A 25,861-nucleotide genomic window follows, 5' to 3' on the forward strand; every position below is an offset into this window, starting at 1 on the left:
CGACGTGCCTCCCTGAGCGGTGGGCTCGTCGCGCCCCACGCGGCGGAGCCGCGAATGTGTGCAGCCTCGCGCCCCTGCGCGGGTACAGGCGTTGCCATGAGAGATCGTTACGACGTCGTCGTCATCGGGGGCGGCCACAACGGGCTGGTCGCAGCCACGTACCTGGCCCGCGCCGGCCGCAGCGTCCTGCTCCTGGAACGCCTCGACCACACCGGCGGAGCCGCCGTCTCCGCCCGGGCGTTCAGGGGCGTGGACGCCCGCCTGTCCCGGTACTCGTACCTGGTCAGCCTGCTCCCCCGGCAGATCGTCACCGACCTGGGCCTGCACATCGAGCTGCGCCGCCGCCGCTACTCCTCCTACACGCCAGTGGGCGACACCGGCCTGCTCGTGGACAACGGCGACCCCGCCGCCACCGCCGCCTCCTTCCGGCAACTGACCGGCTCCGACCGGGAGTTCACCGCCTGGCAGCGGTTCTACGCCGACACCGCCCGGGTCGCCAGGGCCGTCTTCCCCACCCTCACCGCTCCGCTGCCCTCACGGGACGAACTCCGGGGTCTGGTCGGGGACCTCTGGTCACCGCTCTTCGAGCGGCCGCTCGGCGAGCTGGTCGAGTCCCGGTTCGCCGACGACACCGTGCGCGGCGTGGTGCTGACGGACGCACTGATCGGAACGTTCGCCCAGGCGCACGACGCCTCCCTCGCGCAGAACGCCTGCTTCCTCTACCACGTCATCGGCAACGGCACCGGGGACTGGGACGTCCCGGTCGGCGGCATGGGCGCGGTGACCGACGCGCTCGCGGGGGCCGCCTCCGCCGCCGGGGCACGGCTGCTGACGTCGTGCGAGGTGCTGAGGATCGACGCCGACGGGCGCCGGGCCGAGGTCGTGTACCGGGACGCGGACGGCGGCGAGCACGCGGTCACGGCAGGCCATGTCCTGTGCAACGCCGCGCCGGCCGCCCTGGACCGGCTGCTGGGCCAGGGCACGGGAGTTGACGCCCCGTCGGCCGACGTGGAGGGCTCGCAGCTCAAGGTCAACATGCTGCTGACCCGGCTTCCCCGGCTGCGGGACCGCGCCGTCGATCCGCAGGCGGCCTTCGCCGGGACCTTCCACATCGCCGAGTCCTACCGGCAGTTGCAGACCGCGTACGACCAGGCGGCGGCCGGCTGGCTGCCGTCCCCCGCACCCTCGGAGATCTACTGCCACTCGCTCACCGACCCGACCATCCTCGGCCCCGACCTGCGGCAGCGGGGCTGGCACACACTCACCCTCTTCGGCCTGCACCAGCCCGCCCGGCTGTTCCCGAAGGCGACACGGGAGGAGGCCCTGGCCGCGGTCCTGGCCTCGCTGAACGCCGTGCTGGCCGAGCCGGTCGAGGACTGCCTGGCGCTGGACGCGGACGGCAGGCCGTGCATCGAGGCCCGCACACCGCTCGACCTGGAGGCGGATCTGGGCCTGCCCGGCGGCAACATCTTCCACCGGCCGCTCGTCTTCCCCTTCGCGGAGGCCGCCACCGCCCATGCGGGGCGCTGGGGCGTCGGCACGCCGTACGCCGCCAACGTCCTGCTGTGCGGGGCAGGCGCACCGCGCGGAGGCGGCGTCAGCGGCATCCCGGGCCACAACGCCGCCAGGGCGGTGCTCGAGGGCTGACGGCCGGGCCGGCGGCGGGCCCGGGCGATCGTGGCAGCCCGTCAGTTCGAGGGTGTGGCAGGCACGAAGCGGGCGCCGCGCATGCGCGGTTCCAGGCCGATCCAGAGGACCGACATCAGCCTGCGCGCGGAGTCCTCGGGCGGCTCACCGCCGGTCTCGGCGACCCAGCGGGCCAGCGCGTCCGCCGCGCCGACGATGGCCTCGGCGATGGCGGCGGCCTCGCCGCGGTCCCGGCCTGTCGGGTCCTCCTGCACGCCGCTGCCGACGGCCCGGCGGACCAGGGCGGTGACGGCCGCGACGACCTGCCGGCGCACCTGTCCCACCTCGGCGACGACGGGCTCACCCCCGGAGGAGCGGGCGTGCTGGTTGAGCAGCGCCCAGCTGTCGCGGCGCTCGCCCACGAAGCGGAAGAAGGCCACCAGGCCCCCGAACAGCTGGTCGCCGGGCGGCAGTTGCGGCGCGGCGGCATCGCGGAAGGCGGCGACGAGACCACCGGCCTCGCGGCGCAGGCAGGCCGCGAAGAGTTCCTCCTTGGAGCCCAGGTAGAGGTAGAGCATGGGCTTGGAGACGCCCCCGGCCTCCGCGATCTCGTCCATGGAGGCGGAGTGGTAGCCGGACTTGGCGAAGACCGACACGGCGGCGTCCAGCATCAGCTGCTCGCGCTGCGCGCGGGGCATCCGCTTCGCCTTCGGCGCGGGTACGGTGGCCGCCGCGGTGGCCTGGTCGGGTCGCATCCGGCGAGTCTATGGCTTGTGCAGGCCCCTACCGGCCAGTTAACTAGCAGTGCTAACAAACCGCTGTGGGAGAGGGTCGCCGTGGAGCAGTTGACGGACCATTACATCGACGGGGCCTGGCGGCACGCGCTGGGCGGCGGGCGGATCGCCGTGCTGAACCCGGCGACGGAGCAGGAGATCGCGTCCGTCCCCGCCGGTTCGGCGGCGGACGTGGACGCGGCCGTGACGGCCGCCCGCGCCGCCCTGCGCCCCTGGGGCGCGAGCTCGCGCGAGGAGCGGCTGCGCGTGCTCACCGCGGTCCGGGACGGACTGGCCGCACGGCAGCAGGAGATCGCCGAGACGGTGGTGGCCGAACTGGGCGCGCCGATCGGCATGGCCACTGCCGTGCACGCGGGGCTGCCGCTGGCCGTGGCGTCGTCCTACGTCGACCTGCTCGCCGAGTACGAGTTCAGTGAGAAGGTCGGCAACTCGGTCGTCCACGCCGAGCCCGCGGGCGTGGTCGCCGCGATCACGCCGTGGAACTACCCGCTGCACCAGATCGTGGCCAAGGTCGTGCCGGCGCTGGCGGCCGGGTGCACGGTGGTGCTCAAGCCCGCCGAGGACACCCCGCTGGTCGCCCGCCTGTTCGCGCGGATCGTCGCCGAAGCCGGGGCCCCGGCCGGGGTGTTCAACCTGGTCACCGGGTACGGCGCCGAGGCCGGCGCGGCCCTGGCCGGGCATCCGGACGTGGACCTGGTCTCCTTCACCGGTTCCACCGCCGTCGGCCGGTCCATCGCCGAGGCGGCCGGGCGGAACCTGACCCGGGTCGCGCTGGAACTGGGCGGCAAGTCCGCCAACGTGGTGCTGCCGGGCGCGGACCTGGCCCGGGCGGTCAACGTCAACGTGGCCAACGTCTTCGCCAACTCGGGCCAGACGTGCAGCGCCTGGACCCGCCTGCTGGTCCACGAGGACCAGTACGAGGAGGCCGTCGCCCTGGCCGCCAAGGCCGCGGCCAAGTACCTGCCGGGCGACCCCGCGCTGCCGGAGACACGGCTCGGGCCGGTCGTCAACGCGAAGCAGCGCGAGCGCGTGCGCGGCTACATCCGCGCGGGCGTCGCGGCGGGCGCCCGCCTGGTCGCGGGCGGCCCGGAGGCCCCGGAGGGCCTGGACCGCGGCTTCTTCGTCCGGCCGACGGTGCTGGCGGACGTCACCCCGGAGATGACGGTGGCTCAGGAGGAGATCTTCGGCCCGGTGCTGAGCGTCCTCGCCTACCGGGACGAGGAGCACGCCCTGGAGATCGCCAACGGCACCGACTACGGTCTGGCCGGAGGCGTCTGGGCCGCGGACGAGGAGACGGCGGTGGCCTTCGCCCGGCGGATGGACACCGGCCAGGTGGACATCAACGGCGGCCGCTTCAACCCGCGGGCCCCCTTCGGCGGCTGGAAGAACTCCGGCATCGGCCGCGAGCTGGGCCGGCACGGCCTGGAGGAGTTCCTGCAGACCCGGTCCTTCCAGTTCTGAGCCAGTCCCGAGACGTTCGAGGAGCATCTGTCCATGACCCGAGCCGCCCTCCTGCCCGCCGTCGGCGCGGAACTGGAGATCACCGACATCGACCTGCCCGATCCCGGCCCCGGCCAGGTGCGGGTCAAGCTCGCCGCCGCGGGCGTCTGCCACTCCGACCTGTCCCTGGCCAACGGCACCCTGCGCGCCGCCACCCCCGTCGTCCTCGGCCACGAGGGCGCGGGCACGGTGGTGTCGGTCGGGGAGGGCGTCACCGCCGTCTCGCCCGGCGCCACCGTGGTGCTCAACTGGGCGCCCGCGTGCGGTAGTTGCCACCTGTGCGGGAAGGGCGAGCCGTGGCTGTGCGAGAACGCCTTCGCCGGCTCGGTCCAGCCCTACGCGACCCGGGCGGGCGCACCGGTCTTCCCTGGCCTGAGCGTGGCCGCGTTCGCGGAGGAGACGGTGGTCTCCGAGCGGGCCCTGGTCCCGCTCCCGGACGGGGTGCCGCTGACCTCCGCCGCGCTGCTCGGCTGCGCGGTGCTGACCGGCTACGGCGCCGTGCACCACGCGGCCCGGGTACGGGCGGGCGAGTCGGCGGTCGTCCTCGGCCTGGGCGGCGTCGGCCTCGCCGTGCTGCAGGGCCTGCGCATCGCCGGCGCGGGCCCGGTGATCGCGGTGGACGTGACGCCCGAGAAGGAGGCGCTGGCGCGCTCCTGCGGCGCCACGGACTTCCTGGTGGCCGACGAGCTGACCCCGAAGGCGGTGCGCAAACTGACGTCGGGTCAGGGCGCGGACCACGCGTTCGAGTGCGTCGGCCGGGCCGCGACCATCCGCGCCGCCTGGGACTCCACCCGCCGCGGCGGCCGGACCACGGTGGTCGGTGTCGGCCGCAAGGAGGACACCTTCGCGCTCAACGCCCTGGAGGTCTTCCACTTCGCCCGCACGCTCTCCGCCTGCGTCTACGGCAACGCCGACCCGGCCCGCGAACTCCCCCTCCTCGCCGACCACGTCCGCGCGGGCCGTCTCGACCTGGACGCCCTGATCACCGACCGCATCACCCTGGACGAGATCCCGGACGCGTTCACCCGCATGCAGTCGGGCAAGGGCGGCCGCTCGCTCGTGGTGTTCTGAGACCCAGCCGCCCAGGGGCGGAGCCGCGAGAACCGGGCGATTCCCGGGACCCGGCCTCCGCCCTTTAGACTTGCGCCCTTGTGAGCACCGAAACCCCCGCCGCCAACGCCCAGCAGGTCCTGCAGGAGGCGGCGCGTCGCCGCACCTTCGCGGTGATCTCCCACCCCGACGCCGGCAAGTCCACGCTGACCGAGGCGCTCGCGCTGCACGCGCACGCGATCCAGTCGGCCGGCGCGGTGCACGGCAAGGGCGGGCGGAAGGGCGTCACCTCCGACTGGATGGAGCTGGAGCGGGACCGCGGCATCTCGGTCACCTCCGCGGCCCTGCAGTTCGGGCACCGCGACCACGTGATGAACCTGGTCGACACCCCCGGCCACGCCGACTTCTCCGAGGACACCTACCGGGTCCTCTCCGCCGTCGACTGCGCGATCATGCTGGTGGACGCGGCCAAGGGCCTCGAGGAGCAGACCCGCAAGCTGTTCTCGGTCTGCCGCCACCGCGGCGTCCCGGTGATCACCTTCATCAACAAGTGGGACCGCCGCGGCCGCGAGGCCCTCGAACTGCTCGACGACATCCAGAACATCCTGGAGATCACCCCCGTCCCGCAGGTCTGGCCGGTCGGCGCGGCTGGCAACCTGCGCGGACTGGTCGAGGCGGCGAACACCGAGCAGATGCTCCGCTACACCCGCGTCCCGGGCGGCACCCACGCCGCCGAGGAGGAACTGCTGGACTTCGGCCGGGCCGCCGCCGAGGAGGGCGAGACCTGGGAGACCGCCCTGGAGGAGCTCGAGCTGGCGCTCGACTCCGGTCCGGGCTGGGACCCGCAGGCCTTCCGTGAGGGCAAGATCACCCCGGTCTTCTTCGGCTCCGCGCTCACCAACATCGGCGTCCGGCTGCTGCTCGACGCCGTCGTCGACCTGGCCCCCTCCCCCGGCGCGCGCGAGCTGGTGAACGGCGGCGCCCGCGAGGTCACCGACGAGTTCTCCGGCGTGGTCTTCAAGATCCAGGCCAACATGGACCCGGCCCACCGCGACCGCATCGCCTTCATCCGCGTCTGCTCCGGCGTCTTCGAGCGCGGTATGAACGTCACCCGCGCCGCGAGCGGCCGCTCGCTGGCGACCAAGTACGCGCACACCGTCTTCGGCGCCGAGCGCACCGTCGCCGACATCTGCTACCCCGGCGACGTGGTGGGCCTGATCAACGCGACCGCGCTGCGCGTGGGCGACACCCTCTACGTCGGGAAGAAGGCCGAGTTCCCGCCGCTGCCCGCGTTCGCGCCCGAGCACTTCGCGGTCGCCCGGCCCAAGGACATCTCGCGCAGCAAGCAGTTCCGCAAGGGCATCTCGCAGCTGGACGAGGAGGGCGTGGTCCAGGTGCTGGTCTCCGACCGCCGCGGCGACCAGGCCCCGGTGCTGGCGGCCGTCGGCCCGATGCAGTTCGACGTGGTACTGCACCGCATGGAGCACGAGTTCTCCTCCCCGATCGCCCTGGACCACCTGCCGTACTCGCTCGCCCGGGTCACGGACGCCGAGGGGGCGGCGACACTGGACCGCTCCCGCCTGGTCACCGGGGAGGCGCTGACCCGCCGCTCGGACGGCGCGCTGCTGGCCCTGTTCGCGGACAAGTGGCAGCTCAACAGCTTCGTCCGGGGCAACCCGGACGTGTACCTGGAGACGCTGATCGCCACCGCTGACTGAGCGTCAGCGGCCGAGGCAGGAGGAGGGGTTCTGTTGTCCGTCGTCGTCACCGCCGTCGTCCACCCGAAGCCGGGCAGGCTGCAGGAGGCCCTGGACACGTACGCGAGGTACATCGACGCCGTGCACGCGGAGCCGGGCTGCGAGCTCTACGCGCTGCACGCGACCGAGGACTCGATCGTCGTCATCGAGAAGTGGGCGAGCCGGGCGGACCTGGACGCCCACGCGACGGGCGCGGTGCTGGCGAAGCTGGGGCCGGAGCTGGACGCCCTGCGGGAACGCCCTGCGGACGTCACGGTCCTGACGCCCCGTCCGGCGGGCGCCGACCCCGCGAAGGGCGCGCTGTAGCGCGTCCGGGGCGGCTGCCGAGCCTGGGCTTCCAGTAGGAGAGCACGGTCATCGCCGTGTAGAGCACGAGCGCGACGGAGGGCGCGGCGACCAGGCTGTACGCCGCGCCCCCGGGCCCGCGCCCGGCGGCCACGCCCGCGTAGGCGCTGTGCAGGGTCGGCAGCAGGGCGAAGGTGACGGCGACGACGGCCCCGAGGGTCCCGACCAGCTTGGCCACGACCCAACGGTGGCGCAGCAGGCCCCACTTGGTGCCCAGCCCGAGCAGGACGCCGGTGAGCAGCGCGAGCAGCCCGAAGGGCAGCAGGACGTACGGACCGAGCAGCCAGGCCGTCCGGTAGACGGCGTCCCGGGTGGGGACGTCGGCCGTGGCCAGCCCGGCGACGCCGAGGGCCAGCAGGACCACGTCCGCCCCGAGCCACCCCACGGACGCGATCACATGCGCGGTGAGGGCGGCCTTCCGCTCGAACGGCGAGAGCCGGAACAGGGGCCCGGGCGCGGCACCCGCGGTCGTCGTCATGCCCTCACCCTCCCGCGGCGGGTGGGGTGGTGACGTCCGCGCCGGGAGGACAGTCTGCCTACTCCCTTCGGAGTAGTTGCACCCCCGCAGGGGCGCGAGGCTGTTGACATGTGCGGCTCCGCGGCGTGGGCGCGACCAGCCCACCACCCAAGGAGGTTCGTCCCGCACACGGGGTCGGACCTTCCCGAGTGGTGGGCTGCTCCCGGTGGGGGTACCCCCCTCGTGGGGGCACCCCCGGCCGATGGCTGGGGGAGGGTGGGGATCCCCGCGCCCCTGCGGGGGTGCAACTAGCGGGGCGACCGCATGGCCTTGAGGACCGCGGCGGCCAGCGCCGCCTCGCCCCGGGCGTTCGGATGTGCCGGCGCAGCGGGGCTGGCCGGGAAGAGGGGTTCCACCCAGCGCGTCTGCGCGTCCGTGCAGGCGGAATGCGTGGCCGACGCCGTGTACGTGTCGACGAACCGGGCACCCGCCGCTGTCGCCACCTGCTGCAGCCGGGCGTTGAGTGCTTCCTCCTCCGCTGCCAGGTAGAGCGTGTCGCCGGCCGTCAGGCCCAGTGTCCCGGTGCAGGAGCCCGGGTCGCCCTCGGACAGGATCGCGGGGTAGCCGACCACGAACACCCGTGCGTGCGGGGCGCGTTCGCGCACCTGGGCCAGCAGGGCGGCGACCTTTCCGCCCGCCTTGGTGATCCGGGCGGCGATCTCGTCCGCGCCGGAGGAGGTGTACTCCGCCTGGCACGGCGCGACGCCGTGCGCAGCGTTCCTGCCGCCCGCGCTGAGCTGGTACTCCAGCCCCGCCTGCACGCACGCGCCGAGCAGCGAGGCGAAGCCGACGTCGTTGCCGCCGATGCCGACCGTGACCAGCCTGGTCGCGGAGTTGAGGGCGTCCAGCTGGGGCGGGTTGGTGCCGTCGGCGGTCTTCTGGGGCCGGGTCAGGTCGGCCACGCGCGCGCTGCTGCAGCTGACGTCGCGGAACTGCGTACTGCCGGACAGGCCCAGGGCCTTGGCGACCAGGTGCGGGTAGTTGGCGTCGGAGCGCAGGCAGCCGACCGGGGTGCCGGTGGCGTCCGGGATGCGGGGGCCCGCGGTGTAGGAGTCGCCCAGCGCCACGTAAGGGCCGGTGACGCGCACGGGCGCGCCGGGGCCGCCGTCCTGACTGCGTGTCACCTGGGCGGCCTGGCAGCCGCCCAGGGCCACCGTGCCCGCCAGGACGCCCGCGATCAGCCCCGCCGTCTTGGCCCGCCGCAGCTCCACCCCGTCTACTCCTCCTCGCCGTCCTCTCCCGAGTGTGCCTGACGCTTGCCGAAGGCGCGGCACAGCTCCCGCACCAGCCGGTCCAGGGCGGGGTTGGGGGCCCTGGACCAGACGAGGGCGAGTACGGCCGGTCCGGTGGCGTCGGTGATCGGCACCGCCGTCAGCGGGGGCCGGACCATGCTCTCCGAGAGGACGCCCACCCCGAGCCCGAGGCGGGCCAGGTCGGCGACGGCCGGCGGAGCCGCCGCCTCCAGGGTGATCTCCGGGTGCAGCCCCTGCTCCGCACAGGCGCGGTCCAGCACCGCTCGGATGCCGGTGCCCGGTGGCATGCAGACCAGCGGGTGGCTCAGCAGCTCGGCCAGGGTGGTCCCCTGACGCCGCGCCAGCGGATGGTCCTCCGGCACGGCGGCGACCAGCCGTTCCGCGGTCACGGCCAGGCCGCCGAGGTCGCCGGGGACGCCGTCGGGGAGACCGACCAGGGCCAGGTCGGCGCGGCCGGAGCGGACCTGCGCGAGCAGCCGGGCCGAGTCGTCCTCGAAGAGCCGCAGGGCGACGCCCGGGTGGGCCCGGTGGAAGGCGGCCAGGGCGTCGAAGAAGGGCGTGACCGTGCAGCCGGAGACCATGCCGACGGCCAGTGCGCCACGGGTCACCCCGGCGACCTCGTCCACGGCCTTGCGCACGGCGTCCGCGGCGGCGAGCGCGGCGCGGGCGTGCGGGAGGGCGGCGGACCCGGCGGCGGTCAGGGCCGCGCGGCGGGCCGCCCGGTCGATCAGCGGCATGCCCAACTCGTGCTCCAGCGCCCGGATCTGCGCACTGACACCGGACTGGGAGATGTGCACGCGCTCGGCCGCACGGGTGAAGTTGGCCTCCTCGGCCACCGCGACGAAGTACTCCAGCTGCCTCAGTTCCACAAGCAGTGATTCTAGTAGTCATCAGAACCATCTGTTGGACTTCTGGCCGGGCGGGGACGACCCTGGACGCATGACGACCTACGAGCGAGCCATGCAGCCCGAGGACCTCACCCGCCTCTTCGTCGAGCACGCCAACAACGGTGACGCGGCGGGCATCGCCTCCCTCTACGAGGCGGACGCGGTCATGGCCTATCCGCCCGGCAGCACGACCGTCGGCCGGGAGGCCATCCGCGAGCTGTGGGAGAAGATCCTCGCCAACCGTCCGCACTTCGAGCCGGAGCCCCCGCTGCCCACCCTGGTCAGCGGCGAGCTGGCGCTCACGTCCACCCCGCCCAAGGACGGCACCGGCGCCCGCGCCCAGGTGGCCCGCCGGCAGCCGGACGGCAGCTGGCTGCGGGTGCTGGACCAGCCGGAGTTCCGGCGGCCGTGAAAACCGGTGGCCCGGCTGCGCCGCCCCGGGCTACCCTGTGCCGCATGAAGCGCGCGGGCGGCCACGCCGACTCCACGACGACGCCGGATCCCGTCCCGGCGCGCTGACAGCTGTCTTCCGCACGAAGCCCCGGGGCGAGCGCCCCGGGGCTTCGCCGCGTCCGCGCTCGTCCCTCCCAGACCCCAACCCCGTTGGACCCCAGGAGGGTTGCCATGCACGACCATCGCCGCCTCGGCCGCGAGCTCGGCCTCTTCGACTCCGACCCGCTGATGGGCGCCGGCCTGCCCTACTGGCTGCCCGACGGCGCCGCGATCCGCCACGCGCTGGAGGAGTACATCCGCCGCGAGGAGCGGCGGGCCGGCTACCAGCACGTCTATTCGCCGGTGCTGGGCAAGCGCGAGCTCTACGAGATCTCCGGGCACTGGTCCCACTACAGCGAGGACATGTTCCCGCCCATGGACCTGGGCGGCGACGAGCAGTTGCTGCTGCGGCCCAGCCTCTGCCCGCACCACGCGCTGATCTTCCGGTCCCGCTCCCGCTCCTACCGGGAACTGCCCTTGCGGATGGCCGAGTTGGGCGGGATGTTCCGTTCGGAGCGGTCCGGCGTGCTGGGCGGCCTGACCCGGGTCCGGTCGATCCAGCTCAACGACGCCCACATCTTCTGCACCCTCGACCAGGCCGCCGATGAGGCGGCCGCGGCCCTGGCGCTGATCCGCCGCGCCTACGCGGCGCTCGGCTTCGAGCCGGTCCGCTTCCGGCTCTCGCTGCCCGGGCCGGGCGGGAAGTACGTCGCCGCACCGCAGTTGTGGGAGCGGGCGACCGCGCTGCTGGAGGAGGTGCTGGAGGCGTCCGGGGTCGCCTGGGAGCCCGGCCCCGGCGAGGCGGCCTTCTACGGGCCGAAGATCGACGTCCAGATCGCCGACCACGCGGGCCGCGAGGCCACCCTGTCCACCGTGCAGGTCGACTTCCACCAGCCGGAGCAGTTCGGGCTGGAGTACGTCGGCCCCGACGGGGCCCGGCACCGGCCGGTGATGGTGCACCGGAGCATCATCGGCAGTGTGGAGCGGGCGGTGGCCCAGCTGATCGAGGTCCACGGCGGGGCCTTCCCGGCGTGGCTGGCTCCGGTGCAGCTGGCGGTGCTGCCGGTCGCGGCCGGGCAACTGCCGGAGGCGGAGGCGCTGTTGGCGCAGGCGCGCGCCGCCGACCTGCGGGCGGTGCTGCTGCGGCCGGACGAGGGCAGCCTCGGAGCGCGGATCCGGCAGGCCCGGCTCGTGCCCTACCAGGCGGTGGTCGGCCCCAAGGAGGCCGCCGACGGCCTCGCCTCGCTCCGGCTCCGCGACGGCCGCCAGCCGGGCCCGCTCGCGGCGGCGGAGCTGCCGGCCCGGATCAGCGCGGTGGTGGCCGGCCAGGAGGCCGACCTGTGGCCGTAGGCTCACGGCCATGACGACGCTGATCCTGTGGGACGTCGACCACACGCTGATCGACGGGGGCCAGGTGTCGCGGCACGCGTACGCCGCCGCGTTCCGTGCCGCGACCGGCCGCGAGCTCACCGAACCCTGGCAGTTCGACGGCCGCACCGAACTGGCCGCGGCCTCGGAGGTGCTGCGCGCCCACGGCCTGCCGGCGGAGGGCGAGCCGCTGCACGCGTTCCTGGAGCTGATCGACGCCGAACTCCATGCCCGCGCCGACGCGTTGGCGGCGGCGGGCCGCGCTCTGCCGGGCGCGGTCGCGGCGCTGACGGCCCTTCAGGACGTGCCGGGCCTGCACCAGTCCGTGCTCACCGGCAACCTGCGCCGGGTGGCCCTGCTCAAGCTCTCCGTCTTCGGTCTGGACGGCCACCTCGACCTGGCCATCGGCGCTTACGGGGAGGACGCGTACGAGCGCGTCGACCTGCCGCCGTTCGCCCTGGACCGGGCCTCTCGCGTGCACGGCTCCACCTTCACCGGAGCGGACACCGTCATCGTCGGCGACACCCTGCGCGACATCGCCGCCGCGCGGGCGGTGGGCGCCCGCGCGGTGGCGGTGGCCACCGGGCCGTATCCGGCGGACCGGCTGGCCGCCGCGGGGGCCGACGTCACCCTGCCCGACCTGACCGACACGGCCGCGGTGGTCGAGGCGCTGACCGGCGGCCGGCCGCCGGTCAGGACCTGAGGTCCGCGTCGCGGAGCACGTCGAGGTTCATGAAGCGGGGCTCGCCCGAGCACAGTTCCCGCATCCGGGCGGCGAACTGCTGGGTCTCGGGCATCTCGCTGTTGCGCATGGCCTCCTCGTAGGAGGGGAACTCGACGATCTCGACGTAGTGCCCGGGCCGGTCGCGGTCCTGCGTGTGCAGGTCGTGCGAGGCGGTCCGCCTGCCGGTGGTGGTCTGCATCCACTCGTCGAAGAGCTTGTCCATCTCCTCGGTGCGCGTGGTCTCGAAGTCGATGATCTGCACGAAGCTCATGGCGTCCGCACCTTCTCCCGCTGGTCGCCCGCCGCTGGTTCCAGCGTCCGCCCGGTACCGCGGCACCACAACCGCGCGGACGGCCGGTACGCTGGCGCGTCGCATTTCTGGGCACGGGCGGAGAGGGAACGGGGAGTTGGGTACGGCGGCGGAGGACGGGGCCTGGGCCCGGCTGCTGGAGGACGTCGCCGGAAGCGGGCGGCGGCTGCGGCGCGAGGAACTGGAGGCGCTGCGCGCCGAGGGCGACCGCGCCGCGGAGGCCGGGCGGGGACTGGCGGAGCTGGTGGACGAGCGGCTGGCCGCGGCGGGCCGGGCGTGGGTCGGCCGGGAGCTGGACGCCGCCTCGATGACTGCGCTGCGCGCCGGGCTGGCCGCGCTCGCGGCCGGGCACGGGCGCGCCTACCGGGAGCGGCTGCACCAGGAGGAGGCGGCCCGCCGGGCCTTCGTGGCGGACCTGCTGAGCAGCGGCAGCGACCTGGGCCGGCTCGCCGAGCACGCCGAGCGCTTCGGGATCAACCTGGCCTGCGCCCATGTCGTCGCGGTGGCCGACGGCGACGGCTACGACCTGGAGGACCCTCTGGTCCGGGCGCTGGAGCGGCAGTTGCTCGGCCGCTTCGGCGAGCAGGAGGTGCTGCTGGCGGTCAAGCACGGGCGACTGGTGTGCATCACGCCCTCGGGTCCGGGGGAGGACGCCGCGGTCAAGGCCTTCGCGGAGCTGACGAAGGGCCGCCGGGTGGTCGTGGGCCGGCCGCACAGCGGCCCGGGCGGCGTGCTGCACTCCTACGAGGAGGCCAGGACCGCGCTCGAGCACGCCCAACAGCTGGATCTGCCCGCCCAGTTGCTGCATGCCGCGGATCTGCTGGTGCTGCCGGTGCTGCTGCGCGACCGCGAGGCGCTGGAGGAGCTGGTGCACACCGTGCTCGGCCCGATGCTGGCGGCCCGGGGCGGGGCCGAACCGCTGCTGGAGACGCTGACGGCCTACGCCGACTCCCGCTACGTGTCCGCCGAGGCCGCGCGGCGGCTCGGGATCAGCGTGCGCGCGCTGGCCTACCGCGTCGCCCGGGTGGTCCGGCTGACCGGCCTGGACCCGGACGACGCGCTGCAGCGCTACACGCTGGAGACCGCCGTACTCGGGGCCAGGCTGCTGGGCTGGCCTTCGGCCGCGGGGGCGTAGGTGGCGCACAGGCGGCGCCAGCGGGCGGCCTGCTCGGGGGTGGCCCGCCCGCGCAGCAGCGCCAGCTTGAGCAGGTTGGCCTCCGCCGCGCTGCCCAGGCCGCGGGCCTCGGCGAGGTAGAAGTCGTCGAGCAGCGCCTCGACCTCGGCCTCGCTCTGCACCGGGTCGATCCGGGCGGCCAGGCGGGCCATGGTCCGGTAGGAGCCCTGGAGCAGGAAGGGCGGTTCGCCGCGGTCGCGGTCCTCCTGCGCGGCTGAGTCGATGTAGGCCTGGTTGACGGCGAGGACGGTGCGCTGCACCTGCCGCAGCCGGGCGAGGGCGGCGACCGCCCGCTCCAGGTCGGGCACGGCGCGGCCGAGCCGGTCGGCCTGGGCGCCGGGGTCGCCGTCGGCGAGGGCGACGAGCAGCCGCAGGTCGGCGGGTTCGGCGCCGGCGAGCGGTGCCAGCACCGGATGGGCGGCGAGGGCGTTCTCCAGGAAGGAGAGCGCGAACAGGTCCTGATGGCCCGTCAGCACCTCGCCCAGGTTCCACACGTCGGCGCGGTTGGCCAGCATGTCAGGGATCCGGAAGCGCCGCCCGTCCGCGGTGTGCGGGTTACCGGCCAGGCAGACGGCGAAGCGGCGGCCGCGCAGGTCGTAGCTGCGGGCCGTGCCGTCGCTGACGGCCTCGATGCGGCGCTGGGCGTCGCACAGCGGGATGAACTTCTGCAGCAGCTCGGCGGAGAGGTGCTGGATGTCGTCGAGGTGGAGCAGGACGTTGCTGCCCGCCTCCAGCGCGAAGACGATCTTCTCGACCTCGCGGCGGGCGGCCGCGTCGGGGGCCCGGTCCGGGTCGAGCGAACGGGTCCCGCTGCCCAGGGCGGGCCCGTCCACCCGGACCATGAGCAGCCCTAGCCGGTCGGCGACGTACTCCAGCAGCGTGGTCTTGCCGTAGCCGGGCGGGGACAGGAGCAGCAGCAGGCCGCTGCGGTCGGCGGTGGCGGCCGCGTCGACGGTGCCGAGCTGCTTGGCCAGGCTGTCGCCGACGAGCGGCAGGTAGACCCGGTCGATCAGCTGGTTGCGGACGAACCCGGCCAGCGGCCGGGGCCGGTGCTCGTCCAGGCGCAGCCGGTCCCGCTCGGCGGCCAGGACTTCCGTGCGCTGTCGCTGGTAGGCACGGAAGGCCGGCACCCGGTGCTCGCGGAACGCGCGGGCACGGTACGGCAGTTCGTCGATCCGGACGGTGAGCGAGCCGTCGCGGACGCGGGGGTGGCTGCCGAGCAGGCCGGTGACCGTCTCGGCCACCGGGACGGCGATCTCGTAGCGCGGCAGGGCGGGTGCGCACAGCTCGGCCACGGCTTCGGGCACCCCGTCCGGGTCCTCCCGGGTGGCGGCGTAGGACTCCAGCCAGGCGGCGGCGAGTTGGCGGCGGGCGGGCAGGTCGGCGGCGAGCGCGTCGAGGTCGGCCGTGAGCACGGACGCGGCTTCAGTGCGCCGGAAGGCGTCGAGCAGGGTGCGGCCGGCGGCGCTGACGGCGAAGCCGTCGCGGGGGTCGGCGAGTTCGTCCACCAGGTAGGCGCCCGCGGGGTCGGTGGGCGGCAGGCCGCGGTCGGCGGTGAACTCGGCGACGGCTTCGGAGAGTTCGCCGGCCAGGGCGGTGCGGGCGGCAGCGGCGGGGGCCTGCGCGTCGGGACCGTAGGCGGCGCGGGCCAGCGTGAGCGAGCGGGCGCGGCGCTGCCAGGCGGCCCGCTGGGCGGGCGTGGTGGCGTGGGCCCAGAACAGCTGGGCGGCCGCCCGCACCGGCGCGGGGTGCTCCAGCAGCCCGGCCCGGGCGCGCAGGCGCACCAGCGCGCCGAGGACGGCCGCGGCGTCGTGGTCGTGGACGCCGCGCTCGTAGCCCTCGTCGTAGGCGCGTTCGGCGGCCCGGCGGACCAGGGCCGTCAACGCCTCGCCGTCGCTGCCCTCCTGGGCGGCCCGCGGCAGCAGCAGGGCGGCCAGGTACTCGGACCGGTAGAGCGTGGGGTCCTCGCTGACCAGGGGCTGGTTCCAGAACGCCCGGCCGTCGGCCAGCGCGGGCAGCGCGGACAGGTCCGCACGGCGGCGGTAGCCGGTGCCGGTGACGACGAAGGCCAGGCCGTCCCCGTCCGGCTGGAGGGTGAGTTCGACGGGTTCGCAGCGCACCGCGAAGCGGTGGCGGCCGAGCCGGACGGTGGCGCCGCCGTCGTCGCTGAGGTCGGTGCGGTCGCGCAGCTCGCGCAGGGCGGAGCGGACGGCGGCGAGCAGGCCGTCCTCCAACTCCTGGGCGTGGACCGGGTCGTCGAGGCCGCGCAGCTCGTCGGCGGCGGCGCGGACCCGGACCGCCATCGGGTCGGCGGCCAGCGCGGCGTGGATGTCGTCCGCGGAGGACAGGGCCCGCAGGCGGCGACGCAGCGCCTCCAGGGCGCGCGCCGCCGAGGCGGCGACGCGTCCGGCGCGGGTGGCCGCCTCGTCCAGCAGGGTCTGCCGCCGGGCGGTGAAGGCCTGCTGGATCTCCTCGCGGCGCCGGGCCAGGGCGGCGGCGAGGGCCTCGGCTTCCGCGAAGCGGGCCTCCAGGCCGTCCACCCGCAGCAGCAGCCGGGCCAGTTGCCCGTCGCAGGAGGCAGGGCTGTCGGCGGCGGCCAGCGCGGCGGCGGTGGCCTGGGCCAGCAGCGCGGACTCCGCGGCGTGGGCGGCGCGGTGCTCGGCGTCGAGCAGCTCCCGCCTGCGGCCCGCGAGGACGGCCCGGGCCCGGTTGACCGCGGCCAGCACCTCACCGATCGCCAGCAGCACGGCGGTTCCGGCGGCGGGGTCGGCGGCGACGGCGTCGGTGACCAGGTCGGTGACGGTGGTCAGCACCTCGGCCTGCTCGGTGAGCCGCTCGCCGAGCCGGTCGGCCTCGGTGGCGGTGACCGCCGCGGCGGCGTCCTCGGCGGCGCGGCGGGCGGCGGCGAGCGGAGCGGCGAAGGCGTCGGGGGCGGCGAAGAAGGCGAAGGCGCGTCCGGTGGCGGCGGCCAGCTCGTCCGCGAGCCGCTGCTCCACCGACTCCAGTGCGGCCAGGTCGATTCGGGGGATCTCGCGCAGGGTGCGGGTGCCGCCCTGGGTCCGGCGCAGCTGTGCGAGCAGGGCGGTCCAGCCCTCGGCGTCTGCCGGAGGCTCGCCCTGGGAGCGGCGGACGAGCGAGGCCGCCTGCTCCGCCGCCTGTTCCAGGGCCTGTGCGGCGCGGGCGGCGAGCTGTCGGACCCGGGCCTGCTCGGCCGCCAACTGCTCGGCCGCAGCCTGGAGTTCCGCGAGCGGTTCGAGCAGGCCGAGGTCCGCGAGCCAGTAGTGGCGGTCGCTGGCCCGGGCGCAGGCGTCGAGGACGAGGTCCGGTGCGGCGGCGGCCGGTTCCTGCTCGGCGGCCGCCGTGGCGGTGCGGACGACGTCGAGGCAGTCGGCGATCCCGCGCACCAGGTCGGCGTTGCCGATCCGGGCCAGGGGACCGTCGTCCCGCGCGGCTTGGGCGGCGGCGTGCTCGGCGGAGGCGAACGGGGTGTCCCAGAGCTGCAGTTCGTGGGTGCGCACGGGTTCGCGGTCCGGCCGGAGCAGCACGAGCGTGCCGTCGGGCAGCAGGGTGTGACCGGCGCCGTGCAGGGCGGCGGCGGCCTCGCGGCGCACCGTGTTCCACGGCAGCAGCAGCACCTGCGCGGCAGCCGGGTCGCGCAGTACGTAGAGCAGGTCCTCGCCGTCGGGCGAGACCAGCACGTCCTCGAAGCGCAGGCCCTCGGCGAGCCGGAAGCTGCGGTGGCCGCCGTCGGCCAGCTCGTAGCCGCCGGGGAAGATCAGGCCCTGCTCGGCGGGGAGCAGCCGTGCGCCCCGGGCCAGCGAGTCCTGCCTGCGCACGGTCCCGGTCCGGGTGTTGACGACGAGGTAGCGGTCGGCATGCTCGTTGTAGGGGCGCACCCGCAGCACCAGCAGCGGACCGGCGACCGCATAGGCGACGGCCGCGTCGGCGAGGCTCTGCAGCGGGTCGTCCACGGGCTCCTGGTACAGCGGCGCGTCGCCGGGCAGCGCGTGGACGGTCAGGCTGCCTCCGGTGGCCGCGACGGAGACCGCTCCCGCCGCGCCCTCGATCCGGATCCGGCCGCGGTCGTGGTGCTCGCGTCCCGCGGTCGTCCAGTCCAGTTCGGAGTCGGCTGGCCGGGGCAGGTCGCGTTCACCGTGGTTGCCCAGGTACTCGACCCGGCGGTCCGTCACCTGCCAGCCGAACGCCCGCAGGTCGCCCTCGTTCCCGCCGGTGCGGAAGACGGCGAGCAGCCGCCCGGCGGGAGTGCGCACCAGCTCGGCGAGCCGCGCGTCGCGGAAGTACCGCAGCAGTTCCGCCAGGTCGCGGTGGAAGCGTTCGTCGTCCAGCAGGCCGGGGACGGCCCCGGGCTCCAGCGCGGAGCCGTCCCCGGCGTGCAGCGAGAGCAGCCCGGAGGCCAGGTCCGGCGCGGTCGTGCCGAGGAGCAGCACGCCGGGCCGGACGGCGACGACGCCGCAGGCGGCGCCCTCGCCCTCGGTGCGCGGCCGGGCGGTGCCGGTCAGCTCCCAGCCGCGGGCGCCGAACACCTCCTGCCGCTGGGAGTTGAGCTTGCCCGCCCGCCGCCCCAGCTCCGCGGCACGGTCGGCGAGCCGTGCCTGCAGGATCCGGTAGGTGCCGTCCTCGACGCCCATCACTGCTTCCTGTTCCTCCGAACTGCCTTGCCGCGGGTCCTACTTGGCGCTTCCGTTGGCCAGCTGCACCGGGTCCGGCACGGCCGGGGCAGCGCCTTCCGGCGCGGCGCCGCCGAGCAGCTTCATCAGCAGGGCCAGGTTCCACGGCCCCCCGGCCGCGAGGGAGCGCAGCACCTCGGTGGCGTCGCCGGTGAAGCTCTTCTCGCCGTTGAGCCAGTCCGCGCCCAGCACCTGGACGGTCTGCGAGCCGGCGACGGCGCCGTCCAGCGACTTCCCGAAGGACACCGCGTTGACCAGCCGCTCCAGGAAGACGCTGTCACCGCCGACGATGTCGATGTCCGCGCTCTCCAGTCCGGCGGCCAGCACGGTCGCCTGCGACTCGGCGACCTTCTGCTGGACCTCCAGCGCGGCCAGCCGCACCTCCTTGTCCGCGGCCAGCCGGAGCCGGAACTCCTCGTGCGTACGGGAGACCTCGTCCAGTGCGGCCATCGCGGCGGCCTTCTCCTTGAGGCCCACGGCCTCGCCCAGCAGCCTTTCGCGGATGCCCGCGGCCTCGGCGTTGGCCTTGCTCTCCGCGACCGCGGCCTCGGCCAGGCCCACCTTCTCCACGGCGACGGCCTTCTCCCGCAGGCCGGCCGCCTCCCCTTCGAGCCGGGCCCGGACGCCCGCGGCCTCGGCGAGCGCCTGACGCTCCATCACCTCGGCCTGCGCGAGCCCCTCGGCCCCGGCCAGCGCCCGCTCGCCCTCGGCCCGGCGGACGGCGGCCGCCGCCTCCAACTCGGCGCTCTTCTGCGCGGCTTCGGCCAGCACCAGCTGCTCCTTGGCCCGCAGGTGCGCGGCCTGCTCGGCGGCCTCGGCCGCCTTGATGTCCTTGACCAGCCGCTCCTGGGCCTCCGCCTCGGCCGCGATGATGACGCTCTGACGGGTGCGCTCGGCCTCCTGCACCACCCGGACCCGCTTGATCTCCTCCTCCTGCTCGGCCACGGTCCGCTCCACGGCCACCCGCTCGCGCACCACCTCGGCCACACCCCGGCGCTCCGCCTCGACCTCCTTCTCCATCTCGGCCTTGGCGAGCTGCACTTCGCGTTCGCGGTTGACCACCTCGAGCAGCCGGTCCTTCTCGATCCGCTCGGTCTCCACGGCCAGGACCCGCTCGCGGTTCTTCTCCGCGACGGCGATCTCCCGCTGCTGGTTCTCCCGCTGCACGCCCAGCAGTTCCTCGGTGCGCAGCAGGGCGCTGTGCGCCTTGAGCCGCTCCTCCTCCTGTACCTGGGCGGTCGCCGCCTCCTCCTGGGCGCGCAGCGTCTCGATCCCCTTGCGCTGCCGGATCTCCGCCTCGGCGCGGCGGCGCTCCAGCTCCAGGACCGCCTCGCGGGCGTCCACGTCCTGGCGGGTGATCTCCATCTGCTCGTTGCGCTGGAAGTCGTTGGTACGGATGTGCTCGAGCGCGGTCAGCTCGGTGATCTTGCGGATGCCCTGCGCGTCGAGGATGTTGGACGGGTCCAGCTGCGCCATCGGCGTCTGTTCCAGGTGGTCGATCGCCGCGTCCTCGAGGTGGTACCCGTTCAGGTCGGTCCCGATGGCGGCGACGATGCGGTCCCGGAACTCCTCGCGCTTGGTGTAGAGGTCGGCGAAGTCGAGCTGCTTGCCGACGGTGCGCAGGGCCTCGGCGAACTTGGCGCTGAACAGGGTCTGCAGCGTCTCCTGGTGGCTGGCCCGCTCGGTGCCGATGGCCTGGGCCACCTTGATGACGTCCTCGGCGGTCTTGTTCACCCGCACGAAGAAGGTGATCTGGATGTCGGCGCGGATGTTGTCCCGGCAGATCATCCCCTCCCGCCCGGTGCGGGAGATCTCGATGGTCTTGACGGAGATGTCCATGACCTCGGCCCGATGCATCATCGGCAGGACCAGGGCCCCGGTGAAGGTCACGTCGACGCTCTTGGGCTTGGAGACGATCAGCGCCTCTCCCTGCACGACCTTGCGGAACAGCCGGCCGAAGAGCAGCAGCGTGCCCAGGCCGATGAGCAGCAGGACGGCGACGAGTACGCCGATTCCGATGGAGACGACAGACATGGGTGTTCCCTTGATGGGTGGTGAAGAAGTGGCCGTCGGACGGATGCCGTGCCAGACGGAGGTTGCCCCTGACGCTGTGTGGGACCAGGGCTGAGTCAGACGGATGCCGTGGGTGAGGGCATGACCCAGAAGAACTCGCCCTCCTCGTCGTAGTCGTAGATGAGCGCCTCGGCCCCGGCACGGAGCCCCACCCCCGCACCGGCCGCGTCCTCGGGGCTCTGGCGCACCTGGATGACGGCGGAGGATCCGTCCGCGGCCCGGACCTCCGCCTGCCCGAAGTCGGCCCCGACGCGCCCGGTGCGGATCACGCAGCCGAGCCCGACGAAGTCGCGGCGGGAGGGCGGCGGCGCGGGCACCGGCATGAGCCGCGCCAGCGGCCACGCCGCGAGCCGCGCCCCACCCCAGCCCCCCACCAGCGCCAGCGGCAGCACCGCCTGCTCGGCTCCCCCGTGGCCGAGCAGTTGACTGCCCGTCAGCGATGCGAACCAGGCGAACGCCACCAGCAGGGAGACGGCCACGGTGACCGGAACCCCGCCCAGCCCCACAACCCTCCGCGCGACGCTGCGCTGCCCCGGACCCGCCCCCGGGTCCGAACGCCCCGCCCCCCGCCCCGCCGGGCCGTGGCCCACGGCCGGTGCCGCACCATGCCCACTCCCCCCACCAGGCACTCCCCCGGCATCGGCACCTGCCCCTCCACGCTGCCCCGCGGCAGCCCCGGCCGCGAGGCCGGGCCCGTGCCCGGCAGAAGCGCCGACCCCCACCCCGCCACCGCGCGGCAGCCCGTGGCCATGCCCAGCACCAGAGCTGACACCCCCGGCACCCCCCGTCCCGGGCCCGGCCGCCAGGCCGGGGCCGGCGGCGGGTCCGTGACCCCCGCCGGGCGCCACGCCCGCACGCCCGGCCGCCAGGCCGGCGTGTGGGGCGTGGTGACCGCGCGCGCCCGGGGCGTGGACGCCCCCGAGGAGGACGAGGATCCAGTACACCGCCACCACGGCCAGCGCGAAGGTGAAGAGCACGGTGGGATATCCCGTGACCGCCCCCAGAAAGCCACGCACGTGCCCTCGCCTGCCTGCCTCGGCCCCAGCCGTTCGTTCCCCCGTCGGCCACCGGCGTGGCCGCGCAGGACAGGGTGGCAGCGGCGGCGCCGACCGCGCAGTGTACGAACCCGGCAGTCTTGACGCCTTCTTGACGTCCGGGATCAGCTCACACCGCTCCCCCGCGCCGCGGCCCAAGTCCCCTCCGCCACAGGGGCTTTCGCCTCCCACCCCGTTAAGGGGTGGCTCGCCCCGGCCCGCAGGGCGCAGGATGATCGCATGCCGGAAGAGCTGACCACCCCGCGAGAACTGGCCGACGACCACGTGAACCGGGTCGCCGCCCTGGACCCCCGTACCTCCACCTGGCTCGGGCTGCACCCGGGCGACGACCGCGTCCCCGACCTCTCGCCCGCGGGCTTCGACGCCCTCGCCGACGTCGCCCGGGACACGCTGGCCAGGCTGGACGCACTGCCCGCCGCCGCGACGTCGGACCCGGCGGAACGGGCCTGCGCCCGGCTCCTCCGCGAGCGGCTCACCGCGCAGCTGCAACTGCACGGCGCGGGCGAGCACTTCCGCGCGGTGCGCACTCTGGACACCCCTGTTCACGGCCTGCGCTCCATGCTGACCGCGATGCCCACGGCCACCGACGACGACTGGGGCCCGGTCCTCGGACGCCTCGTCCGGCTGCCGTCCGCACTGGCGGGCTACCGCGCCACCCTCGCGGAGGGCGTCTCCCGGGGCCTGTTCGCCGCGCCGCGCCAAGCGGCCGCGCTGGCCGACCAGTTGACGGCCTGGACCGGGGAAGGGGCCGGCGGCCAGGACTGGTTCGCCGAGTTCGCCGCGCCGGCGCCCGAGCGGTTCCGGCCCGAGCTGGACGCCGCCGCCCGCAAGGCCACCGACGCCGTCGCCGCGCTGCGCGACTGGCTGTGCGACAGCTACCTGCCCGCCGCCGCGGGCACCCCGGACGCGGTGGGACGCGAGCGCTACCTGCTGAACGCCCGCGGCTTCACCGGGGCGGACCTCGACCCGGAGGCCGCCTCCGCCTGGGCCTGGGAGGAGTTCCACCAGGTCTGGGCGCAGCTGCGGGCCGAGGCGGAGCGGGTGCTGCCCGGGGCTTCCGTCGCCGAGGCTCGCGAGCACCTGGACGCGCACGGGCACACGGTCCAGGGTGCGGACCGCATGCGGGACTGGCTGCAGCAGCTCATCGAGGAGGCCGTCGACGCGCTCGACGGCACCCACTTCGACATCAGCGGCCCGCTGCGCCGCGTGGAGACCCGCATCGCCCCGGCGGGGACCGCCGCCGCGCCCTACTACAGCGCCCCCAGCCTTGACTTCAGCCGCCCGGGCCGGACCTGGCTGCCGCTCGCGAACGGCGACGCGGAGGAGCGGTTCCGCACCTGGCGGCTGGTCAGCACCTGGTACCACGAGGGTGTGCCGGGCCACCACCTGCAGCTGGCTTCGTGGACCGCCGCTCAGGAGCAGCTGTCGCGCTACCAGGTGACGCTGGGCGGGGTCAGCGCCAACGTCGAGGGCTGGGCCCTGTACGCGGAACGGCTGATGGACGAGCTGGGCTTCCTGACCGATCCCGGCCGCCGGCTCGGCTACCTGGGCAAGCAGATGATGCGCATCGCCCGGGTCATCGTGGACATCGGCATGCACCTGCGCGCCGTGATCCCGGCCGACTCGCCGTTCCACCCGGGCGAGCGGTGGACGCCCGAGCTGGCCACGGACTTCTACAGCGCCTACGTCGGCATGCCGCCCGCGGCCCGTGACAGCGAGATCGTGCGCTACCTGGGCCTGCCGGGCCAGGCGATCGGCTACAAGCTGGGCGAGCGGGCGTGGCTCGCGGGCCGCGGCGCGGCCCGGCGCCGGCAGGGGGCGGCGTTCGACCTCAAGGCCTGGCACATGGCGGCGCTGCGCCAAGGGTCGTTCGGGCTGGACGATCTGACGGAGCATCTGGCCGCGCTGTGACGCCGGTTCCCGGGTAGCCCCGGGTAGCGTGGGTCCGGCGACCCGCACCGGGGCCGCCGGACCCCGACCGACCGAGGAGGGCACGTGTCCAAGCCGCCGCTTCCCGAAGCCGCCGTGGAACTGCTGCGCAAGCCGAACCCCGCGGTGATCGCGACCCTGCGCTCCGACGGGCAGCCGGTCTCCACGGCCACCTGGTACCTGTGGGACGAGGGCCGGATCCTGGTCAACATGGACGAGGGCCGTCGCCGTCTGGAGCACCTGCGCCGCGACCCGCGGGTGACGCTGACGGTGCTGGACGACGGCAACTGGTACACCCACCTCAGCCTGATCGGCCGGGTGGCCGAGATCCGCGAGGACACGGACCTGGCCGACATCGACCGGCTGTCGCGCCACTACGGCGGCAACCCCTACTCGCAGCGCGACCGGCGCCGGTTCAGCGCGTGGATCGAGATCGAGCGCTGGCACGGCTGGGGCGCGGTCAAGGACAACGACCAGGCCGGCGGCCGCCGGACCATCGAGTAGCCCCCGGGCGCCGGGTGCGTGCGGCAGATCACGCCCGGAGAATTTGATTCACAAATTCCGAATTACTAGGTTCGGGCTCGTGAGGCTGACCAAGGGCACCGACATCGCGCTGCGCATCGCCATGCGCCTCGCGGTGGCGGAGGACGCGACGGGCGGCTCCGCGCCGACGACGCGTCAGGTCGCGGACGCCGTCGAGGTTCCGTACACGCACGCGGCCAAGGTCGTCAGCCGGCTCAGCGCGCTGGGCGTCGTCGAGGCCCGGCGCGGCCGGGACGGCGGGCTGGCGCTCACCCCCCTGGGGCGCCGGGCCTCCGTCGGCTGGCTGGTCCGCGAGCTCGAGGGCGTCGGCGACGTCGTCGGCTGCGAGGACGCGCCCGCCTGTCCCCTGCGCGGCCAGTGCCGGCTGCGCTCCGTGCTGCGCCAGGCGCAGGACGCCTTCTACCGCGCCCTGGACCCGTACACCGTGGACGAGTTGGTGGCCGGCCCGGTCGGGCCGGTACTGCTGGGCCTGGGGCGCAGACCCCAGGACTAGTCGTTCGCCCCGAGCACGGCCGTCCCCGGCCCACCCCTGCCCAAAAATACGCATCTCAGATTCATATTCACCCCAAGGGAGACACAGCACCATGCTGTCCAGCACCTCCGCGACCACCGTCCGGGCCACTCTGCCGGTCGTCGGCGCCGCAATCGGCGACATCACCGCGCGCTTCTACGACCGGCTCTTCGAGGCCCACCCCGAGCTGCTGCGGGACCTGTTCAACCGCGGCAACCAGGCGGCCGGCACCCAGCGCCAGGCCCTCGCCGGCTCGATCGCCGCCTTCGCCGGCTACGTGGTCGAGCACCCGGACGAGCGCCCGGACGCGCTGCTCGCCCGCATCGCCCACAAGCACGCCGCCCTCGGCATCCGGCCCGAGCAGTACCAGGTCGTGCACACGCACCTGTTCGCCGCCATCGTCGAGGTGCTGGGCGAGGCGGTCACCCCCGACGTCGCCGCGGCCTGGGACGAGGTCTACTGGCTGATGGCCAACGCCCTGATCGCGCTGGAGACCCGGCTCTACGACGGCGACACCGACGTGTTCCGCACCTGGACGGTCCGCGACCGCGTGCAGGAGACCGAGGACGTCGTCGCCTTCGAGGTCGCCCCGAACACCGGCCCCGCCCCCGCCTTCGAGCCCGGCCAATTCGTCTCCGTGCAGGTCGAACTCCCCGACGGCGCCCGCCAGATACGCCAGTACAGCCTGACCGGCGGCGACGCCGGATCGCTGCGCTTCTCGGTCAAGCGCGACGGCGAGGTCTCCCGCCACCTGCACGAGCACGCCCACCCCGGCACCGCGCTCACCCTGGGCCGCCCCTTCGGGCACGTCGTCCTCGACGGGGAGGACCGCCCGCTGGTTCTGGCCTCGGCCGGCATCGGCATCACCCCGATGGTCGGCATGCTGGAGCACCTGGTCGCCGCCGGCTCCCCCCGCGAGGTGCTGGTGCTGCACGCCGACCGCAGCCTGGACGCCCACGCCCACCGGCTCCACGTCGGGGACCTGGTCGGCAAGTTGGACCGTGCCGAGCTCCACGTCTGGTACCAGGACACGGTCGGCGACGAGGACGCCCACGCGGGCCTGCTCGACCTCGCCGCGGCCGGCGTCGCCGTGCCCGCGAACGCCGTCGCCTACCTGTGCGGCCCGGTGCCCTTCATGCGCGCCGCCCGGACCCAGCTGCTCGCGGCCGGCCTGCCCGCCGCCGACATCCGCTACGAGTCCTTCGGCCCGGACCTGGGCCTCGACTGACCGTCAACGGTCCTGCGCGAACAGGGGTTTGACGTCC

General features: G+C 74.7%; 21 protein-coding genes. 13 read left to right on the forward strand and 8 right to left on the reverse strand.

Annotation, left to right across the window (positions count from 1 at the left end):
• The first annotated feature begins 54 nt into the window (after positions 1-54).
• Positions 55-1,647 (forward strand): phytoene desaturase family protein, encoded by a 1,593-nt coding sequence (locus ACFP3V_RS03220; RefSeq protein ID WP_380579446.1) that lies wholly within the window; start codon positions 55-57, stop codon positions 1,645-1,647.
• 41 nt (positions 1,648-1,688) lie between these two features.
• Here the strand turns inward: ACFP3V_RS03220 and ACFP3V_RS03225 are convergent, their stop codons facing one another.
• Positions 1,689-2,381 (reverse strand): TetR/AcrR family transcriptional regulator, encoded by a 693-nt coding sequence (locus ACFP3V_RS03225; RefSeq protein WP_380579448.1) that lies wholly within the window; start codon positions 2,379-2,381, stop codon positions 1,689-1,691.
• Between the two features lie 81 nt (positions 2,382-2,462).
• Between ACFP3V_RS03225 and ACFP3V_RS03230 the strand changes: the two genes are divergently transcribed.
• From ACFP3V_RS03230 to ACFP3V_RS03245, 4 genes are all read left to right on the forward strand, one after another.
• The gene (locus ACFP3V_RS03230; protein WP_380579450.1) at positions 2,463-3,881 is read left to right on the forward strand and encodes an aldehyde dehydrogenase family protein; all 1,419 of its coding nucleotides are present in this window, start codon (positions 2,463-2,465) and stop codon (positions 3,879-3,881) included.
• Between the two features lie 33 nt (positions 3,882-3,914).
• On the forward strand, positions 3,915-4,991 hold the full coding sequence (locus tag ACFP3V_RS03235; RefSeq protein ID WP_380579452.1) for a Zn-dependent alcohol dehydrogenase: 1,077 nt from the start codon (positions 3,915-3,917) through the stop codon (positions 4,989-4,991).
• A gap of 80 nt (positions 4,992-5,071) precedes the next feature.
• Positions 5,072-6,688 carry a peptide chain release factor 3 gene (locus ACFP3V_RS03240; protein ID WP_380579454.1) on the forward strand — a complete coding sequence of 539 codons (1,617 nt, stop codon included), beginning with the start codon at positions 5,072-5,074 and terminating at the stop codon, positions 6,686-6,688.
• A gap of 33 nt (positions 6,689-6,721) precedes the next feature.
• Complete coding sequence (locus tag ACFP3V_RS03245; RefSeq protein WP_380579456.1) at positions 6,722-7,033, forward strand: putative quinol monooxygenase; 312 nt, start codon at positions 6,722-6,724, stop codon at positions 7,031-7,033.
• Here the strand turns inward: ACFP3V_RS03245 and ACFP3V_RS03250 are convergent.
• The 3 genes from ACFP3V_RS03250 to ACFP3V_RS03260 all read right to left on the reverse strand — a co-directional run bounded on the left by ACFP3V_RS03250 (position 6,978) and on the right by ACFP3V_RS03260 (position 9,711).
• Positions 6,978-7,550 carry a DUF2269 domain-containing protein gene (locus ACFP3V_RS03250; protein WP_380579458.1) on the reverse strand — a complete coding sequence of 191 codons (573 nt, stop codon included), beginning with the start codon at positions 7,548-7,550 and terminating at the stop codon, positions 6,978-6,980. The two genes, ACFP3V_RS03245 and ACFP3V_RS03250, sit on opposite strands and share 56 nt — an antisense overlap.
• Positions 7,551-7,837: 287 nt before the next feature.
• The gene (locus tag ACFP3V_RS03255) at positions 7,838-8,800 is read right to left on the reverse strand and encodes an SGNH/GDSL hydrolase family protein (RefSeq protein WP_380579460.1); all 963 of its coding nucleotides are present in this window, start codon (positions 8,798-8,800) and stop codon (positions 7,838-7,840) included.
• A 5-nt stretch (positions 8,801-8,805) separates the two neighbouring features.
• Positions 8,806-9,711: a LysR family transcriptional regulator gene (locus ACFP3V_RS03260; protein ID WP_380579462.1), complete on the reverse strand. Its 906-nt coding sequence runs from the start codon at positions 9,709-9,711 to the stop codon at positions 8,806-8,808.
• Between the two features lie 70 nt (positions 9,712-9,781).
• Between ACFP3V_RS03260 and ACFP3V_RS03265 the strand changes: the two genes are divergently transcribed.
• The 3 genes from ACFP3V_RS03265 to ACFP3V_RS03275 all read left to right on the forward strand — a co-directional run bounded on the left by ACFP3V_RS03265 (position 9,782) and on the right by ACFP3V_RS03275 (position 12,292).
• On the forward strand, positions 9,782-10,141 hold the full coding sequence (locus ACFP3V_RS03265) for a YybH family protein (protein WP_380579464.1): 360 nt from the start codon (positions 9,782-9,784) through the stop codon (positions 10,139-10,141).
• A 212-nt stretch (positions 10,142-10,353) separates the two neighbouring features.
• Positions 10,354-11,571: a threonine--tRNA ligase gene (thrS, locus tag ACFP3V_RS03270; RefSeq protein WP_380579466.1), complete on the forward strand. Its 1,218-nt coding sequence runs from the start codon at positions 10,354-10,356 to the stop codon at positions 11,569-11,571.
• Positions 11,572-11,581: 10 nt separating this feature from the next.
• Entirely contained in the window at positions 11,582-12,292 is a 711-nt protein-coding gene (locus tag ACFP3V_RS03275) for an HAD family hydrolase (protein ID WP_380579468.1), read from the forward strand.
• Here ACFP3V_RS03275 and ACFP3V_RS03280 read toward each other — a convergent pair.
• The gene (locus ACFP3V_RS03280; protein WP_380579470.1) at positions 12,282-12,584 is read right to left on the reverse strand and encodes a hypothetical protein; all 303 of its coding nucleotides are present in this window, start codon (positions 12,582-12,584) and stop codon (positions 12,282-12,284) included. The genes ACFP3V_RS03275 and ACFP3V_RS03280 overlap by 11 nt on opposite strands.
• A gap of 136 nt (positions 12,585-12,720) precedes the next feature.
• Here ACFP3V_RS03280 and ACFP3V_RS03285 point away from each other — a divergent pair, with 136 nt between their 5' ends.
• Positions 12,721-13,758, forward strand: a complete 1,038-nt coding sequence (locus ACFP3V_RS03285) for a PucR family transcriptional regulator (RefSeq protein ID WP_380579472.1) — start codon at positions 12,721-12,723, stop codon at positions 13,756-13,758.
• On the opposite strand, the gene ACFP3V_RS03290 is transcribed toward ACFP3V_RS03285, so the two are convergent.
• From ACFP3V_RS03290 to ACFP3V_RS03300, 3 genes are all read right to left on the reverse strand, one after another.
• The gene (locus tag ACFP3V_RS03290) at positions 13,692-18,446 is read right to left on the reverse strand and encodes a DNA repair ATPase (RefSeq protein ID WP_380579473.1); all 4,755 of its coding nucleotides are present in this window, start codon (positions 18,444-18,446) and stop codon (positions 13,692-13,694) included. The genes ACFP3V_RS03285 and ACFP3V_RS03290 overlap by 67 nt on opposite strands.
• 39 nt (positions 18,447-18,485) lie before the next feature.
• Positions 18,486-20,519, reverse strand: a complete 2,034-nt coding sequence (locus tag ACFP3V_RS03295; RefSeq protein WP_380579475.1) for an SPFH domain-containing protein — start codon at positions 20,517-20,519, stop codon at positions 18,486-18,488.
• A 95-nt stretch (positions 20,520-20,614) separates the two neighbouring features.
• Complete coding sequence (locus ACFP3V_RS03300) at positions 20,615-21,037, reverse strand: hypothetical protein (protein ID WP_380579477.1); 423 nt, start codon at positions 21,035-21,037, stop codon at positions 20,615-20,617.
• A gap of 795 nt (positions 21,038-21,832) precedes the next feature.
• Here ACFP3V_RS03300 and ACFP3V_RS03305 point away from each other — a divergent pair.
• From ACFP3V_RS03305 to ACFP3V_RS03320, 4 genes are all read left to right on the forward strand, one after another.
• Positions 21,833-23,524 carry a DUF885 domain-containing protein gene (locus tag ACFP3V_RS03305; protein ID WP_380579480.1) on the forward strand — a complete coding sequence of 564 codons (1,692 nt, stop codon included), beginning with the start codon at positions 21,833-21,835 and terminating at the stop codon, positions 23,522-23,524.
• Between the two features lie 84 nt (positions 23,525-23,608).
• The gene (locus tag ACFP3V_RS03310) at positions 23,609-24,046 is read left to right on the forward strand and encodes a PPOX class F420-dependent oxidoreductase (RefSeq protein WP_380579482.1); all 438 of its coding nucleotides are present in this window, start codon (positions 23,609-23,611) and stop codon (positions 24,044-24,046) included.
• Between the two features lie 79 nt (positions 24,047-24,125).
• On the forward strand, positions 24,126-24,578 hold the full coding sequence (locus tag ACFP3V_RS03315; RefSeq protein WP_380579484.1) for an RrF2 family transcriptional regulator: 453 nt from the start codon (positions 24,126-24,128) through the stop codon (positions 24,576-24,578).
• A 91-nt stretch (positions 24,579-24,669) separates the two neighbouring features.
• Positions 24,670-25,824, forward strand: a complete 1,155-nt coding sequence (locus ACFP3V_RS03320) for a globin domain-containing protein (protein WP_380579486.1) — start codon at positions 24,670-24,672, stop codon at positions 25,822-25,824.
• Positions 25,825-25,861 lie beyond the last annotated feature (37 nt).

This window comes from Streptacidiphilus monticola, from assembly GCF_042658505.1.
Classification (GTDB): domain Bacteria; phylum Actinomycetota; class Actinomycetes; order Streptomycetales; family Streptomycetaceae; genus Streptacidiphilus; species Streptacidiphilus monticola.

Coding starts and splice junctions, on each gene's coding strand:
- thrS (WP_380579466.1), top strand. CDS start 10,354: ATGCACGACCATCGCCGCCTCGGCCGCGAGCTCGGCCTCTTCGACTCC.
- ACFP3V_RS03250 (WP_380579458.1), bottom strand. CDS start 7,550: ATGACGACGACCGCGGGTGCCGCGCCCGGGCCCCTGTTCCGGCTCTCG.
- ACFP3V_RS03290 (WP_380579473.1), bottom strand. CDS start 18,446: ATGGGCGTCGAGGACGGCACCTACCGGATCCTGCAGGCACGGCTCGCC.
- ACFP3V_RS03225 (WP_380579448.1), bottom strand. CDS start 2,381: ATGCGACCCGACCAGGCCACCGCGGCGGCCACCGTACCCGCGCCGAAG.
- ACFP3V_RS03305 (WP_380579480.1), top strand. CDS start 21,833: ATGCCGGAAGAGCTGACCACCCCGCGAGAACTGGCCGACGACCACGTG.
- ACFP3V_RS03295 (WP_380579475.1), bottom strand. CDS start 20,519: ATGTCTGTCGTCTCCATCGGAATCGGCGTACTCGTCGCCGTCCTGCTG.
- ACFP3V_RS03280 (WP_380579470.1), bottom strand. CDS start 12,584: ATGAGCTTCGTGCAGATCATCGACTTCGAGACCACGCGCACCGAGGAG.
- ACFP3V_RS03235 (WP_380579452.1), top strand. CDS start 3,915: ATGACCCGAGCCGCCCTCCTGCCCGCCGTCGGCGCGGAACTGGAGATC.
- ACFP3V_RS03220 (WP_380579446.1), top strand. CDS start 55: ATGTGTGCAGCCTCGCGCCCCTGCGCGGGTACAGGCGTTGCCATGAGA.
- ACFP3V_RS03275 (WP_380579468.1), top strand. CDS start 11,582: ATGACGACGCTGATCCTGTGGGACGTCGACCACACGCTGATCGACGGG.
- ACFP3V_RS03265 (WP_380579464.1), top strand. CDS start 9,782: ATGACGACCTACGAGCGAGCCATGCAGCCCGAGGACCTCACCCGCCTC.
- ACFP3V_RS03320 (WP_380579486.1), top strand. CDS start 24,670: ATGCTGTCCAGCACCTCCGCGACCACCGTCCGGGCCACTCTGCCGGTC.